Source organism: Anaerolineales bacterium (assembly GCA_019637805.1).
Classification (GTDB): domain Bacteria; phylum Chloroflexota; class Anaerolineae; order Anaerolineales; family UBA11579; genus JAMCZK01.
In genome coordinates this window covers 360,686-373,698 of sequence record JAHBVB010000002.1, presented here as the reverse complement: position 1 = coordinate 373,698, position 13,013 = coordinate 360,686, and the positions used below count along the sequence as shown (strand labels likewise).

Below are 13,013 nucleotides of genomic sequence, written 5' to 3'. Positions count from 1 at the left end.
TCGTTTACTCTGCGTATTGATGCGGCACCTGGCAAACGCCAGTGATCTCCCAGCAATCGCGGTGGTGCCAGGTTTTGCACACTTTGCAAATCTGCACGCCGCGCGGGTCTTTCTTGGTGACTTCTTCCAGGCAGTACGGGCAGACATGGGTCTCCGCACTGGAAAAATGCACAGCTGTCCGGCGGCCCCGCCGGGTGCGCTTAGGCGCCGCCGGAGCGGCGATGCGCTGGCGGGGCTGGCGCAGGCTGGGGCCGCGGCGCACGCGGCGGCCCGGCCACAGGCTGACCAAACTGGTTTTGACGCGCCCGCTCCAATTGGCGATCGAGGTGCGGATGGTGGGTCGGCGAGCTGGGCGCGCGGCGCGCACACGCGGCCGCGGCGCAGGCGAGACGCTGATGGGAGGTACAGGCGCCGCCACTTCCAGCGAAGCGGCCGGGCGCGGCTCCACCAGGATCTCAGTGCGCGGCCGGGCAAAGGCGCTCAGCGCCAGCCAGGCCGCCAGGCTGCTGGTGAGCAGAGCCAGCCCGTTCTGCTCGAAGGTGATGTGGGCGAATTGGTGCAAGGGGTCAATGCCAATAAAGCCGCGGCTGGCCTCATTCATCAAGCCCAGCCCCAGGCAGATGGCCAGCCCAGCGGTGGACAGGCGCAGGGCATAGCTACGCCCCGCTAGCAGACGCCGCGCGCTGAAGCCCGCCACCAAGCCCACCAAGCCCAGCGCGGCATATTTCATGGCTGTCAGGGAAACCTGCAACTCCAACGAAAAGAGCAGCAGCAAAGCCAGGGCGGTGACGGCCGTGATGAGCGTTACCAGGACGACCTGTTCCAGCAGGTGACCGAAGGTGCTGGGGGAAGAATTCATGCGCGGCATTTGAATGACATTCGTGGCCATATCAATCCATCAGATGGATGCGCGCCGCGGCCGTGTCCCCAGATTCGCTGACCGGTTCACCCAGGCGCACACGCGCTTCTGGCGAGGGTGTCGGTACCGCCTCGGCAAAATCGTTGAAGTGCAGCGCTTTATGCAAGTCGCCGCTGAGTTCGTAGAAGCGAAAATCACGGCCGTTGGTGGCGCGCAGCACATGCAGCGGTGGCACGCCCACACTGGCCAGGCTGCGGTCAAGGAAATCTTCGTCGCCGCGGATAGTGTGGGTCATGTTGACCTCACGCATCTCGCCACAGGTGGGGCAATGCCCAGCCTCAAAGGACACGTCGGACATGGGCTTGAGCACTCGTTCAGAAGTGTTGCAAGCCATGCAATTCAGCGAGAGCACCAGCTCCTCATCCAACTCCAGCACAGCGTCCTCGCCCAGATCAGCGAAAACGACATCCAGCATCTCGCCCAGGGTGGTGCTCTCGGCGCGCAACGGTGTCTCGGTGATCTCACCGTAGATCCAATGGCTCTCGCAGTCCTCCTCGGCCAGGTAGGCCGTGGTGTGCATGTGATTGGTGTAGCCGTTGAAGTGCGTGACCTTGCCCGGCTCCACCGGCATGCTGTGGATCAGCTTGAGCGCCTCCTGCGACTGCATGGCGCCGATAATGGAAGCGATGGTGGGCGTGGTGGGCACTTTGCCCAGCAAGATGTTCTGGCGGGCCAGCAGCGGGCAGGAGTAACGCAGGGCCAGGTCGCGGCGGGCCTGCTCGGTGAGGGTGCATTCGAAGCAGGCGCCGTCGCCGGGGACGAACACGCGCACCAATCCGAGCAGTTCCTGGATGGCGCCATCCACCCACGGTTTGTTCATCCAATAGGCAAAGCGGTTGACCGCCAGGCGCGCCTCACGGTTGTCCAGGCAGCCGATGATGACGTCCATACGGCGGAAGACGCCCAAACCAATGTCATGCGTGATATCGCCGTGCAGGTATTGCACTTTTACGTCGGGGTTGATCTCTTTGGCGCGGGCGGCGGCCAACTGAGCTTTTTCCCGCCCGGAGTCCTTCTCACGAAAGAGGATCGAGCGGCTGAGGTTGGCCAGTTCGACATTGTCAAAATCGACCACGTAGATGTGGCCAATGCCCATCAGCGTGAGGTTCTTGATGACCTCGTTGCCCAAAGCGCCCGCCCCCACCACCATAACCTTGGCGTCGCGCACTTTGTCGCGTTCCCACCAGGAGATGAAGTCGAAAGTGCCCAGACGGTCTTTCTTGAGGTTGGGGATGTGCAGCGGCTTCTCTTTGGCCACGGGCAGGCGCTGTGGCCCGGCAGCCGGCGCGGCCGGTTTGCGCCGTGCCGGCTTGTCCGCAGCAGGTGGCGCCAGGCGGGCGGCCAGCTTGCGGGCTTTGGCCGCCTGCTGCGCCGATAAGGCGGCCACCAGCCAGCCAACCCCCTGGTGCGCTTCGATCAGCTCGGCCTCAGCCAGGATCTGCAGTCCCTCGCGCAGCGAGGAGCGGCTGACGCCGAGGTCCTTGATCAGGTCACGCTCCGGCGGCAGGTAGGCGCCCGGCAGGTAGTCTTTTTCCAGCAGTGCGGCGGCCAGTTTGCCGGCCACCAGCTCTGGGATGCTGCTTCTGGGGATAGCGTTGCTCATCAGCGGTCTCTCTCCAAAGGCAGTGGTCTGCTGGTCAGACCAGCATTCCATTGCGCTGGCGAAGTGAACGGGAGACGAGCGAAAAGTGCTACGCCGCTAAATTTTTCTCATATTCCAAGCACGGAAAGCGTGGGAAGCCCGACAAGCCTGTATAATCGCTATCGACCAGCCCTCGTAGCTCAATGGATAGAGCAACGGACTTCTAATCCGTAGGTTGCAGGTTCGAGCCCTGCCGAGGGCGCCAGAAACCAAAAAGAGCCTGCTAACGCAGGCTCTTTTTATTCCATAAAGCCATTAAACATTGGCGGGGCGGATGCCGCGGTAGACCTGACGGCCGGAGAGTGTGCGCAGGATGGTCTGCGCCGGGCGGCCCAGGTCTGCGGCCAACTGCTCCGCGGTCAGGGGCTGGTTGCCATTCTTAAGGAAGGCGCGGAAGATCGACTCGATCAGCGAGGAACCGCCCTGCTCATCGTTGGCGCCGTAGTGGGAGCTGAGCAGGTATTGCAGTGCGTCGATCTGGGTGACCTGGGCAGTTTGCGGGTCCACCCGGTCAATCGTATCGTCCAGGTTAATCCGGCCCACACTGGCCTGCTGCTCTTCACTGAGCAGGCCGTACAGAAAGACCTGCCATTCCTGGTCGTTCTGCCGCCACCAGGAGAAGTCAATGTGAAAGGGCGTGTCCAGCGTGGGGCGAATGAGACTGGAACGCAGGATTTCGTTCTCTTGAGGTTCGGAGTTCTCGCTCATGCGTCTGCGATCTGTTCGGCCAGGCGGAAGTGCAAATGGCCAACGTGTTCAAATTGAGGGCGAGTGGCCAGCAAGGCCAGCAGCGGGGCCGGCGGGCAGCGCAAGACCAGGTTGAGGGCCGAATAGAGCTCCTCCGCATGCACGTGGTTCTGCGGGTTGAGCTTGGCCAGTTCCCGCAGGGTGGTGGCTACGATCTGGGCGAAGTTGCTGACCGGCTTGCCAATGCGGCGTTCCCAGACCGCATCCAGCGGGCTGAGATCAGCCGGCAGGTGCATCATCATGCGCTCATTGAAAGATGCTGCCACGGTCTGCTTGAGCATGGCATACACCACGCCGCCATCCGCCCCCACCAAAGCCGTGCGCACCCACTCTTTGCTGGAGCGGTGGGCATCCACGGAGATGAGCACCTCACCCGGCTGCTGGCTGCGGCTGAGCTGCACAAAGGCGCCGGGCATCAGGCCGCGGTCCAGGTACCACTGGCGCAACCCAACGATGTACCCGTGCTCGCGGTCGACCCAACCTTCAAAACGCGCCCCGCTGGACGTGTCAACAAAATCGAAACGCACACGGGGGGATTCGTAAGCGCTGGGGAAGAACGCGGCCAGGCGGCGGGTCAGCGGCAGGCTGCCCACCCGCCAGTGCGGGTAGAGCAGGGCGACCTGGATGTGATCGCCCTCCGCCTGGGGTTGAAATTCGGCGGGGGTCAGTTCATCATCAAACTGGGTTTCGAACGCCAGCATATCTTCGGTCAGCGCGGCGCGGTCGTGCTCCAGGGTTTCATAGCTTAGATGCAGGGGGGTGCGCTGCAGCGGCTCCGGCTCCAAACGACGCAGGAACCAGGCGACCTCGCCCGAAGGCCCCACTTCGTCGAAGCGCGGGTCCTCTTGCAGAGCGAGGTCGAGAGAGAATTCGGCCAGCCGCGGATTGACGCCGCTGGGCAGCTCGACTTCGCCGAGAAGCTGGGCGGTGAGCAGCGGGCCGCCGGAAGCCATGTCCATCAAGGCTTCGGCAACGTTGAGTTGGCCGGAGTCGACATCCACGATCAGGGCTTTGGGGAACCAGCGGCCGGCGATATAGACGAAGTCCGGGCTTTGGCGCAGCGCCTCCACCAATTGGGGCGCGATGCGGGCGGCATGATCGCTGACCGCGGCGGCCAGCACATCCTCGGGGGCTTCTTCCACTTCAGGCGGATGATTGAGGACATGCTCCTCCAGCCCGGCAGCGTACTCGCGGCTGGCTCCATCGGCAAATTCCACCGTGATGACATCAAAGACGGCTTCGCCCAAGGTCCTGGCCGGGCGCACGGCGCTGACGCGGCCTGCCTGCCAGCCCAGGGCGGGGAAGCTGAGCTGGTCACCGACCTGATAACGCTCTTGGGGCAGGTAGGGCCGGGCCGCGGCTTGTTGGGCGGCCACATGCTCTTGCTGCTGTTCCATGCGATGGCGAATGAGTTGGGCGGCCAGCGCTTCTGGGCCGAGGGGCGTTTCTTCTTCAAGCAGGTATGCGGAGAGAAATTCGAGATCGGCTGACCGAATGCTGAATTGCTCCCAATCCATCTCGAGTGCGGGCTGCTGGGCAGACAAAGTAGAAGACTGGCTGCTCATGCGCTCTGCACTTGAATTGTGGGAAAATGAAGCGGAACTACACTACTGTGAAGCAAAGCGGCGATATTATACCTGAGCCCGCAACTTTCTCAAGAGGACAAATGCCAAATCGCGACCCCAAATTAACCCGCATCGCCGTGATGGAAGACTCGATCCTGGCCGAGGTGCTGCGCGGTTTGCTGGAAGCTGAGGAGATCCCCTGCATGCTGACCAAAGAGGGCATTGGCCATGTCTATGGGTTGCATCACGGGTATATGGCCGAAGTCGAGATCTTTGTCCCGGAACGCCACGAAGTGCGCGCCCGCCAGATCTACCGGGACAATTTCGGCAAAGCCGAAGACTAAGGGTATGTGCGGGCCAGCCAGTCCAAAGGCTGGACCGGCACCCCACCCACCCACAGCTCCCAATGCAGGTGCGGGCCATTCACGCGGCCGGTACCGCCGACAATACCCAGCACCTGGCCCGGCTCAACCACATCGCCCACGCTCACATAGATCTCCGCCTGGTGCCAATAGCCAGTAAACACACCCCAGCCATGATCGATAATGGTGGCATTGCCGCGGATGTCCAGCGGGCCAGCGAAGACCACCCGTCCGGGTGCAGGCGCGTAGATGGCCAGCAAAGCGCCGCCGCCAAAGTCCACCCCGGTATGGTAACTGGAGGCCAGGCCGCCGTTGTAGGTGCGGAATAGGCCAAAACCTGAGGTGATCTCGTTGACCAGGTCGTGCGGCCAACCCCAGCCGCGCTCCCACAGCCGTTCGGGCGTGACTTGCGACATGATCTCAGCCACATAGGCCAGCTCACTGGCGTTGAGCTGATCGTCGAGAAGTTCCGGCCGCACAGTCAGGTTGGCCCGCTCATAGCCGGCGCTGGCCACGCGCACGGGCTGGGCAAAGGCGAACGGCGAACCATCCGGCAAGGTGCCGGAAAGCTGCAGAGAGTAGCGCTCGCCCACCGCATCCAGCGGAATCCCTTGCAGGCTGACCCAGGCGTCTTCGTAGCGGAAGAAGCGCAGCGGATAGCCGGCAAACTCACCGCTCAAGGTGAGGTCGGTTGGTGCATCAAAGTTGAGCTGCAGGGTGGCGCCTTGCAAAAAGCCCGGCGCCGCCATTTGCAGATTGGCAACTTCACCCGGCAAGCCCCCGGGGCCATTCCCGGGGCGCCCCGGCGTGAAAAGCACATCGCCAGGCAATGCAGCCCAGGTGCCGGGCAACTGGTTGGCGGCCACCAGACCCCAGGGGCTGTCGCCGGAAGCCGCGGCCAGTTCCAGCAGCGAAATTCCCGGGCGCACCAGGGCGCGGGCGCTCTCGGTCAGCTCGCCGTGCTCGGTGGCCAGCATGACTTGGAAGCCGGTGTAGATCTGCTCAGGGCTGGTGCTGGTGAAGCGGTTGAGGCGGGCCATGTCCGCGTCGCTCAGCAGATAGCGGCGCTTTAAACTGACGTAGTCCTCGCCGATGGGCAGAGGCTGCAGGACCAGGGTGCCTTCGATCCAATCAATCCCAGGGATCACCAGCACATCGCCGACATTCAGGCTGTTGGGGTTGATCAGGCTGTTGGCCTCGATGAGTTCATTGAGCGCCACGTCAAAACGCACAGAAATGCTGGAGAGTGTGTCGCCGGGCTGCACCACATAGCGCACCCCTTCCGCCTCTGCTTCTTCCTGGGCGAATGCTGGGGTGGTGACGAGCAATAAGGCTGCGGCCAGCAGGCTAAGCAGCAAGGATGTCTTGAAGTTCGATTTGATCGCCAATCTGAAATTCCTCTAAACGCTCAAGCCGACACTCTATCACATAGCGAGCCGCTTTGCGCGGGGTTAGGAAGGAACGCCAGCGCCAGGCCGGGCGCACATCCACCACACGCAAGTCACTGTCCAGCCAGATGATGCTCAGGTCGAAAGCCATGCCCAGCATGTGAATGGCGGTGTTCAGGCGGCTTTCGCCCGCCTCGGCCATCAGCAAGCCATGTCCAGGCGCCAAGTGCCGCCGCCAGGACAGGCCGCGCAGTTTGCACAAGAATGAAGCGCAATAGTCTACTTCGAGGGGCAGCTGGAGGGCGCGGTTGCGGTTGAGGACTTGAACCCGGCGCATAAGGGTGACACTAAGCGGCGCGGGCCTGGTCGCGGCGCTTGAGCACCGCTTCCACCCGGTCAACCAATTCTTGCAAGCTGAAGGGCTTGGGGATGTAGTCGTCCACCTTGGCGATGTGCAGGCCCAGCACTTTGTCGATGTTTTGGGCTTTGGCCGTGACGACAATCACGGGGATCTCCGCCGTGGCCGGGTCGGCTTTGAGCTGCTGGTAGACCTGCCAACCGTCCACATCGGGCATCATCAGGTCCAGCAAGACCAGGTCGGGCAATTCCGCCCGAATGATCTCCAATCCTTCCCGCCCGCCATTGGCGCCAATCACCTCGAAACCGCGGCGGCTGAGAATGAGGCGAATGAGATCGATCATTTCGACTTCATCCTCGACGCAGACCACCTTGCGGGGGGTGTTGGCCATCATGCGCGGAAGTGTACCATTAAGGAAGGTTGCGCCCACCTAAGCGAATTGTTTAGGGTTATAATCCCGCCCGCCCGTTTTCTCTGGGCCCAATGAGGAGCTCTAATGATCGATGTAAACGATTTGCGCAAAGGCACCACCTTTGAGCAAGACGGCAACCTGTACAAGGTGCTGGATTATTCTCACAGCAAGCCCGGGCGTGGCAGCGCCACCATCCGCATCAAAGCCCGTGACCTGCGCAGCGGGTCGATCACCGACAAGACCTTCAATTCCGGGATGCGCGTGCAGGATGTGCGCCTGGATTACCACACAGTCCAATACCTGTACAAAGACGGCGAAGACTACATCTTCATGGACCAGGAAACTTTTGAGCAGCCGGCCCTCACTGAGGAAACCCTGGGGGATGTGGTGGGTTATTTGAAAGAAGGCTTGGACGTGAAGCTGACCTTTTACCAGGGCGAAGCGCTGGATGTGGAACTGCCCACTACCGTGGACCTGCAAGTGACCCAGGCGGAAACTGCCGTGCGCGGCGACACGGCCACCGGCGTGAACAAACTGGTGACCACCGAGACCGGCCTGCAAGTGCAGGTGCCCGCCTTCATCAATCAAGGCGACATAATCCGTGTGGACACCCGCACGGGGGAATACGTCACCCGGGCGTAGATATTCGCGCCGGTATTGCCAGCTTTACGCTGCGCAACAGGTCGAGCGAAGCAATCTCCAAGCGAAGTAGCCATTCAGCAAAACAGATTGCTTCGTCGCTCCTGGCGTTGCCGGGCTCCTCGCAATGACGATTCTTCCATAGAGCTATAATTCTCGCATGCAGACTCCTGCTGGCAGAGAGTGCCGCCACTTCTTTGGGGACTATTTCCGTGGTCGCCACGTAGAGCGCTGCCGGCTGCTGGAGGCCGCCGGGCAAACCTGGGAACCGCGCCTATGTGAGACCTGCCCGGTGCCGGACATTTTGCAAGCCAATGCCTGCGAACACCAGCAGCTCTCCCCCAAAGTGAACAAACCGCTGTTCTTCCTGCGCCCTGAAGTGCAGGTCAGCGCGTATTGCCACAAATGTGAATGCCCAGTGGCCGAGCCAGCGATCGGCTGCGGCCAGTGTGTCTCGCTGCCCATCGAGTGGGTGCTGGGACCAGGGGATTAATCAGCATGAGCCTCAAATCAGGAACTGCAACAGCAAGTTAGAAGTTCGATTTCAGAACGCCGAAGTGCTATAGCTTACGGCTTAGCGCTTACAGCTATTCCGCATCGTATCCACCCTCCCCGTGTTATAACCGTGAGAAGCGAGATCTATACACACAATGAAAAAACGAGTCGTCATCACCGGCCTGGGCTGTGTCAGCCCTCTCGGCCATACTGTTGAAAGCACCTGGGCCGCAATCTTGGCTGGCACGCCTGGCGGAGGCCCGATCACGCTGATCGATCCGACCCTGCACAAAAGCCGCGTGGCCGCTGAAGTCAAGGGTTTTGATGCGGCGGCGCTGTTCGGGCACCGTGAGGCGCGCCGCATGGACCGCTTTGCGCAGCTGGCGATGGCCGCGGCGCAGGAAGCCATGCAAGACAGCGGCCTGCAAGTGACCGACAGCAACCGCCTGCGGGTGGGCTGCCTGGTGGGCAGCGGCATTGGCGGCTCCACGAGCCTGATCGAACAGGTCAAGGTCTTTATGAAAAGCGGCCCCGACCGTGTGAGCCCCTTCCTGGTGCCGATGATGATCCCCGACTCGGCGGGCGGCTTGATCGCCATCGAGTTGCAGATCCAAGGCCCCAACTGGGCCATTTCCACCGCCTGCGCCACAGGCGGCAACGCTCTGGGCGAGGCGGCTGAAGTCATTCGCCGCGGCCAGGCTGATGTGATGCTGGCCGGCGGCTCTGAAGCTTCGGTGAATGACCTGGCCATGGCCGGGCTGGGCAATATGACCGCCCTGACCGGCAACAACGACAACCCCCAGGGCGCCTCCCGGCCCTTTGACGCCAACCGCGACGGTTTCCTGATGGGCGAAGGCGCGGCGGTGCTGATGCTGGAATCGCTGGAGCACGCCCAGGCGCGCGGCGCCAAGATCTACGGCGAAATTCTGGGTTACGGAAGCACCAACGACGCCTTCCATATCTCGGCTCCTGCCGAGAACGGCCGCGGCGCGGTGGACTGCATGCGCATGGCGCTGGACGACGCCGGCCTGAAGCCGGAACAGATCGACTACATCAACGCCCACGGCACCAGCACGCCGCTCAACGACAAAAGCGAGACAGCCGCCATCAAGACCACTTTCGGCGAGCACGCCTACAAGATCCCGGTTTCCTCGACCAAGTCGATGACCGGGCACATGATCGGCGCCGCCGGCGCGATCGAGGCGATGTTCTGTCTGCTGGCCATCCGCGATGGCATGCTGCCGCCGACGATCAACTACGAGACACCTGACCCGCTGTGCGACCTGGACGTGGTACCCAACCAGGCCCGCGCAGCCGAAATTGATATATGCATGTCCAACTCCTTCGGCTTTGGGGGGCACAACGCCACTGTGATTGTGGGCCGCTATCAGGCACAGGCGGACTAAATGACTTACGCACACATCACAGGCTGGGGCATGCATGTCCCCAAGAAAATTCTGACCAACAATGACCTGGCCGAAATGGTGGATACCAACGATGAGTGGATCCGCGAACGCACCGGCATTGAGCAGCGCCACATCGCCAGCAAGAGCGACACCACCGCCTCATTGGCCGTGGAAGCGGCCACGAATGCGCTGCGCATGGCCAAGCTGCCCCCCACCGAACTGGACCTGATCGTCGTGGCGACTTCGTCGCCGGAATACGTATTCCCTTCCACGGCCAGCGTAGTGCAAGACCGGCTGGGCGCGGAGAAGGCCGGCGCTTTCGACCTTTCGGCGGCCTGCACCGGGTTTATCTATGCGCTCAACATGGCCACCCAAGCCATCCGCAGCGGGCAGATCAAGAGCGCCCTGGTGATCGGCTCGGAGACCTTGTCGCGCATTGTCGATTGGACCGACCGCAGCACCTGCATCCTGTTCGGCGACGGGGCCGGCGCTTTTGTGCTGCAGGCCGCCGAGGAACCGGGCGGCGTGCTTTCGGCGGTGATGCGTTCGGATGGCTCCGGCGGCAACCTGCTGTCGATCCCCGGCGGCGGCAGTGTGAACCCGGCCAGCACACAGACCGTGCTGGATGGCCTGCACTTCATCCATATGAACGGCAATGAAGTCTTCCGCTTTGCGACCCGCGTAATGGCAGCCGCCTCACGCGAGGCGATGGACAAAGCCGGCCTGGAGATGGACGATGTGGCCCTGATCGTGCCGCACCAGGCCAACTTCCGCATCATTCAAGCCGCGGCGCGCGGACTGAAGCTGCCGATGGAACGCTTTGCCGTGAACGTGCAGAAGTACGGCAACACCTCCACCGCCTCGATCCCGATTGCGGTGTGCGAAGCGGTGGAGCAAGGCATGCTGAACAGCGGCGACAATACCGTGATGGTGGGTTTTGGCGCCGGGCTGACCTGGGGCTCGCTGGCGATCCGCTGGACCGGGCCGTTCGAAGAAGCCAAGCCGATCCAAGTGCGCGGCTACCGCCGTCGCGCTCGCCTGCGCTCGTTCTTGCGGCGCATCTGGCGCTTCATCGAAGGCTTGTTCTGGGGCCGGGGCAAAGACTCCTCGGCGTAAGATGCACAACCCAAGCGGCGCACCAGTTGGTGCGCCGCTTTTTTGTTGCAAGTTATGCAAACCTAGCAAAGGTCGCAAAGTTGGCTGGTCAGGTCGTGCGGCGGCCGTTAGGATGTGCCGCCGAGGCTATGGAATGACGCAAAAAGGTATTTTGTTGATCAACCTGGGATCGCCGGACAGTCCGACACCCGAGGATGTGCGCCCCTATTTGGAAGAATTTCTGATGGATGAACGCGTGCTGGATTATCCATACCCGATCCGGCGCATGGCAGTCAGCCTGTTCATTCTGCCCAAGCGACCCTACAGTTCGGCAGAAGCGTATCAATCCATTTGGTGGCCCGAGGGCTCGCCGTTGGTAGTAATCAGTCAGCGGCTGCGCGAGCAAGTGCAGGCGCGCACCCAGCTGCCCGTGGCGCTGGGGATGCGCTACGGCAACCCATCCATTCGCGGCGCGCTGCGTGAACTGTTGGATGCGGGGGCCGAGCAGATCTACGCCATCCCGCTGTATCCGCAGTTCGCCATGCCGACGGTGGAGACTTGCATCGTGGAAACCGCCGAGCGCCTGGCGGAACTGCACCCAGGGATGACGTTGGAGACCCACCCACCCTTTTACAACGACCCGCGCTACATCGGCGCACTGGTGGAAAGCGCCAGGCCCTATGTGGAGGGCCATGACCATCTGCTGTTTAGTTACCACGGTGTGCCGGAACGCCACCTGCGCAAAAGCGACCCCACCGGGGGCCACTGCCTGAGCAGTCCGGACTGCTGCAGCCAGCCTTCGCCGGCCCATGCCACCTGCTACCGCCACCAGTCGCTGGCGACCACCGAGGCGGTCGCCGGCGCGTTGGGGCTGGAGGTGGAGGACTATTCGGTGGGGTTTCAGTCCCGGCTGGGGCCGGATACCTGGATGCGGCCGTTCACTGTGGAGCAGCTCACCCGGCTGGCGCACAGCGGCGTGAAGCGCCTGGCTGTGATCTGCCCGGCCTTCGTGGCCGACTGCGTGGAGACACTGGAGGAGATTGGCCTGCGCGGGCGGGAGACGTTCCTGGAAGCCGGCGGCGAGGCGTTAACCCTGGTGCCGTGTTTGAATACGAATGAGGATTGGGTGGAGACAGTGGTGGGTTGGGTGAATGAAGTTAGTTAGAAACTAACATCAACACCTAGTTATCCCCAAAGGAAATCATTCGCAGATTATCGACGTTCACTCGTCCCTGATTCCCGCCAATAGAAAATTTCCAATCTCTACCAGCCCAACTTTCCCCAATACGCTCATGAGTACTGATAAATTTTGTGGGGTCAGTTGGGTCCCAAATCACAGCAAGAAATTCGCCGCCTTCTATTACTGCCATAGTCATCGAATATTGAGTGCCAGGTTTAAGAGAGAAGTTTCCACCTAAGCGACCATGAAACAACTGAGTGCCTGCCCACAGGTTCGCGCCAGCAACATTGTCATTTATATAGATTCCAAAACGCCGATACTGATTTGTATCCCATTCACCAATATCAAATAGAACTTCAAATTGAACCTTTTCTGAAAAGACGAAGTCAAGGACAATTCCTTCTCCAGCCGCTATGCTGTTCTTGCGCCAAACGGCAGCATTCCAGTTACGTGAATTCATCACAAATTCTCCGCCACTGAAAACACAAGCACAGTGTACATCCCAACCATCATTTCTATTAAAATCATAAAAGGCAACAACTTCTATATTCTCCAAGAATGAAGACAGGATATCAGGAGGGGCTACTGTTGCCGTCGGGGGAATCCGTGTCGCGGTGGGTACAGCGGTTTCGGTGTTCGTAGGCACTAAAGCTGCGCCGGTAAAGGGTGTAACTTCTATAGTGGGTTCGACTGTAGTGGAAGCGCATCCCACTAGCAAAAACATCAACAGACCCACTAACCACAAAAATCGTTTTGTTTTTCGCATAACTCACCGCCAATCGGAAGGGTCACATGATTATAAAGG

At 61.2% G+C, this 13,013-nt stretch carries 14 protein-coding genes and 1 tRNA gene; 7 read left to right on the top strand and 8 right to left on the bottom strand.

What is annotated here, in order from left to right; translation table 11 throughout:
- Nucleotides 1-4: 4 nt before the first annotated feature.
- Together KF885_07450 and KF885_07445 are read right to left on the bottom strand one after the other, a co-directional pair.
- Entirely contained in the window at nt 5-889 is an 885-nt protein-coding gene (locus tag KF885_07450; GenBank protein ID MBX3048991.1) for a hypothetical protein, read from the bottom strand.
- 1 nt (nt 890) lies between these two features.
- On the bottom strand, nt 891-2,522 hold the full coding sequence (locus tag KF885_07445; protein ID MBX3048990.1) for a ThiF family adenylyltransferase: 1,632 nt from the start codon (nt 2,520-2,522) through the stop codon (nt 891-893).
- A gap of 168 nt (nt 2,523-2,690) precedes the next feature.
- Here KF885_07445 and KF885_07440 point away from each other — a divergent pair.
- Nucleotides 2,691-2,766 (top strand) — tRNA-Arg (locus KF885_07440).
- A 50-nt stretch (nt 2,767-2,816) separates the two neighbouring features.
- Here KF885_07440 and KF885_07435 read toward each other — a convergent pair.
- Together KF885_07435 and KF885_07430 are read right to left on the bottom strand one after the other, a co-directional pair.
- Nucleotides 2,817-3,269 (bottom strand): hypothetical protein, encoded by a 453-nt coding sequence (locus KF885_07435; GenBank protein ID MBX3048989.1) that lies wholly within the window; start codon nt 3,267-3,269, stop codon nt 2,817-2,819.
- Complete coding sequence (locus KF885_07430; protein ID MBX3048988.1) at nt 3,266-4,873, bottom strand: hypothetical protein; 1,608 nt, start codon at nt 4,871-4,873, stop codon at nt 3,266-3,268. Before KF885_07430 ends, KF885_07435 begins: the two co-directional genes overlap by 4 nt.
- 101 nt (nt 4,874-4,974) lie before the next feature.
- Here KF885_07430 and KF885_07425 point away from each other — a divergent pair, with 101 nt between their 5' ends.
- On the top strand, nt 4,975-5,217 hold the full coding sequence (locus tag KF885_07425) for a DUF2007 domain-containing protein (protein ID MBX3048987.1): 243 nt from the start codon (nt 4,975-4,977) through the stop codon (nt 5,215-5,217).
- Here the strand turns inward: KF885_07425 and KF885_07420 are convergent.
- The 3 genes from KF885_07420 to KF885_07410 are packed head-to-tail and all read right to left on the bottom strand — an operon-like array spanning nt 5,214 to nt 7,375.
- Nucleotides 5,214-6,623 (bottom strand): peptidoglycan DD-metalloendopeptidase family protein, encoded by a 1,410-nt coding sequence (locus KF885_07420; GenBank protein MBX3048986.1) that lies wholly within the window; start codon nt 6,621-6,623, stop codon nt 5,214-5,216. The genes KF885_07425 and KF885_07420 overlap by 4 nt on opposite strands.
- On the bottom strand, nt 6,583-6,960 hold the full coding sequence (locus KF885_07415) for a DUF192 domain-containing protein (protein MBX3048985.1): 378 nt from the start codon (nt 6,958-6,960) through the stop codon (nt 6,583-6,585). The genes KF885_07420 and KF885_07415 overlap by 41 nt, the downstream gene beginning before the upstream one ends.
- 10 nt (nt 6,961-6,970) lie before the next feature.
- On the bottom strand, nt 6,971-7,375 hold the full coding sequence (locus KF885_07410) for a response regulator (GenBank protein MBX3048984.1): 405 nt from the start codon (nt 7,373-7,375) through the stop codon (nt 6,971-6,973).
- A 102-nt stretch (nt 7,376-7,477) separates the two neighbouring features.
- Between KF885_07410 and efp the strand changes: the two genes are divergently transcribed.
- The 5 genes from efp to hemH all read left to right on the top strand — a co-directional run bounded on the left by efp (nt 7,478) and on the right by hemH (nt 12,193).
- Nucleotides 7,478-8,035 carry an elongation factor P gene (efp, locus tag KF885_07405; GenBank protein MBX3048983.1) on the top strand — a complete coding sequence of 186 codons (558 nt, stop codon included), beginning with the start codon at nt 7,478-7,480 and terminating at the stop codon, nt 8,033-8,035.
- Between the two features lie 157 nt (nt 8,036-8,192).
- Nucleotides 8,193-8,525 (top strand): hypothetical protein, encoded by a 333-nt coding sequence (locus KF885_07400; protein ID MBX3048982.1) that lies wholly within the window; start codon nt 8,193-8,195, stop codon nt 8,523-8,525.
- 157 nt (nt 8,526-8,682) lie between these two features.
- Nucleotides 8,683-9,933, top strand: coding sequence for a beta-ketoacyl-ACP synthase II (fabF, locus tag KF885_07395; GenBank protein MBX3048981.1), 1,251 nt, complete (start codon nt 8,683-8,685; stop codon nt 9,931-9,933).
- Complete coding sequence (locus KF885_07390; protein MBX3048980.1) at nt 9,934-11,049, top strand: ketoacyl-ACP synthase III; 1,116 nt, start codon at nt 9,934-9,936, stop codon at nt 11,047-11,049.
- Between the two features lie 133 nt (nt 11,050-11,182).
- Nucleotides 11,183-12,193: a ferrochelatase gene (gene hemH / locus KF885_07385; protein MBX3048979.1), complete on the top strand. Its 1,011-nt coding sequence runs from the start codon at nt 11,183-11,185 to the stop codon at nt 12,191-12,193.
- Nucleotides 12,194-12,209: 16 nt separating this feature from the next.
- Here hemH and KF885_07380 read toward each other — a convergent pair whose 3' ends face one another.
- Entirely contained in the window at nt 12,210-12,974 is a 765-nt protein-coding gene (locus KF885_07380; GenBank protein MBX3048978.1) for a hypothetical protein, read from the bottom strand.
- Between the last annotated feature and the right edge of the window lie 39 nt (nt 12,975-13,013).

Excerpts from the sequence above, each read along its gene's own strand:
- KF885_07450 (MBX3048991.1), bottom strand. The coding sequence starts at position 889 with ATGGCCACGAATGTCATTCAAATGCCGCGCATGAATTCTTCCCCCAGC.
- KF885_07445 (MBX3048990.1), bottom strand. The coding sequence starts at position 2,522 with ATGAGCAACGCTATCCCCAGAAGCAGCATCCCAGAGCTGGTGGCCGGC.
- KF885_07435 (MBX3048989.1), bottom strand. The coding sequence starts at position 3,269 with ATGAGCGAGAACTCCGAACCTCAAGAGAACGAAATCCTGCGTTCCAGT.
- KF885_07430 (MBX3048988.1), bottom strand. The coding sequence starts at position 4,873 with ATGAGCAGCCAGTCTTCTACTTTGTCTGCCCAGCAGCCCGCACTCGAG.
- KF885_07425 (MBX3048987.1), top strand. The coding sequence starts at position 4,975 with ATGCCAAATCGCGACCCCAAATTAACCCGCATCGCCGTGATGGAAGAC.
- KF885_07415 (MBX3048985.1), bottom strand. The coding sequence starts at position 6,960 with ATGCGCCGGGTTCAAGTCCTCAACCGCAACCGCGCCCTCCAGCTGCCC.
- KF885_07410 (MBX3048984.1), bottom strand. The coding sequence starts at position 7,375 with ATGATGGCCAACACCCCCCGCAAGGTGGTCTGCGTCGAGGATGAAGTC.
- efp (MBX3048983.1), top strand. The coding sequence starts at position 7,478 with ATGATCGATGTAAACGATTTGCGCAAAGGCACCACCTTTGAGCAAGAC.
- KF885_07400 (MBX3048982.1), top strand. The coding sequence starts at position 8,193 with ATGCAGACTCCTGCTGGCAGAGAGTGCCGCCACTTCTTTGGGGACTAT.
- fabF (MBX3048981.1), top strand. The coding sequence starts at position 8,683 with ATGAAAAAACGAGTCGTCATCACCGGCCTGGGCTGTGTCAGCCCTCTC.
- KF885_07390 (MBX3048980.1), top strand. The coding sequence starts at position 9,934 with ATGACTTACGCACACATCACAGGCTGGGGCATGCATGTCCCCAAGAAA.
- hemH (MBX3048979.1), top strand. The coding sequence starts at position 11,183 with ATGACGCAAAAAGGTATTTTGTTGATCAACCTGGGATCGCCGGACAGT.
- KF885_07380 (MBX3048978.1), bottom strand. The coding sequence starts at position 12,974 with ATGCGAAAAACAAAACGATTTTTGTGGTTAGTGGGTCTGTTGATGTTT.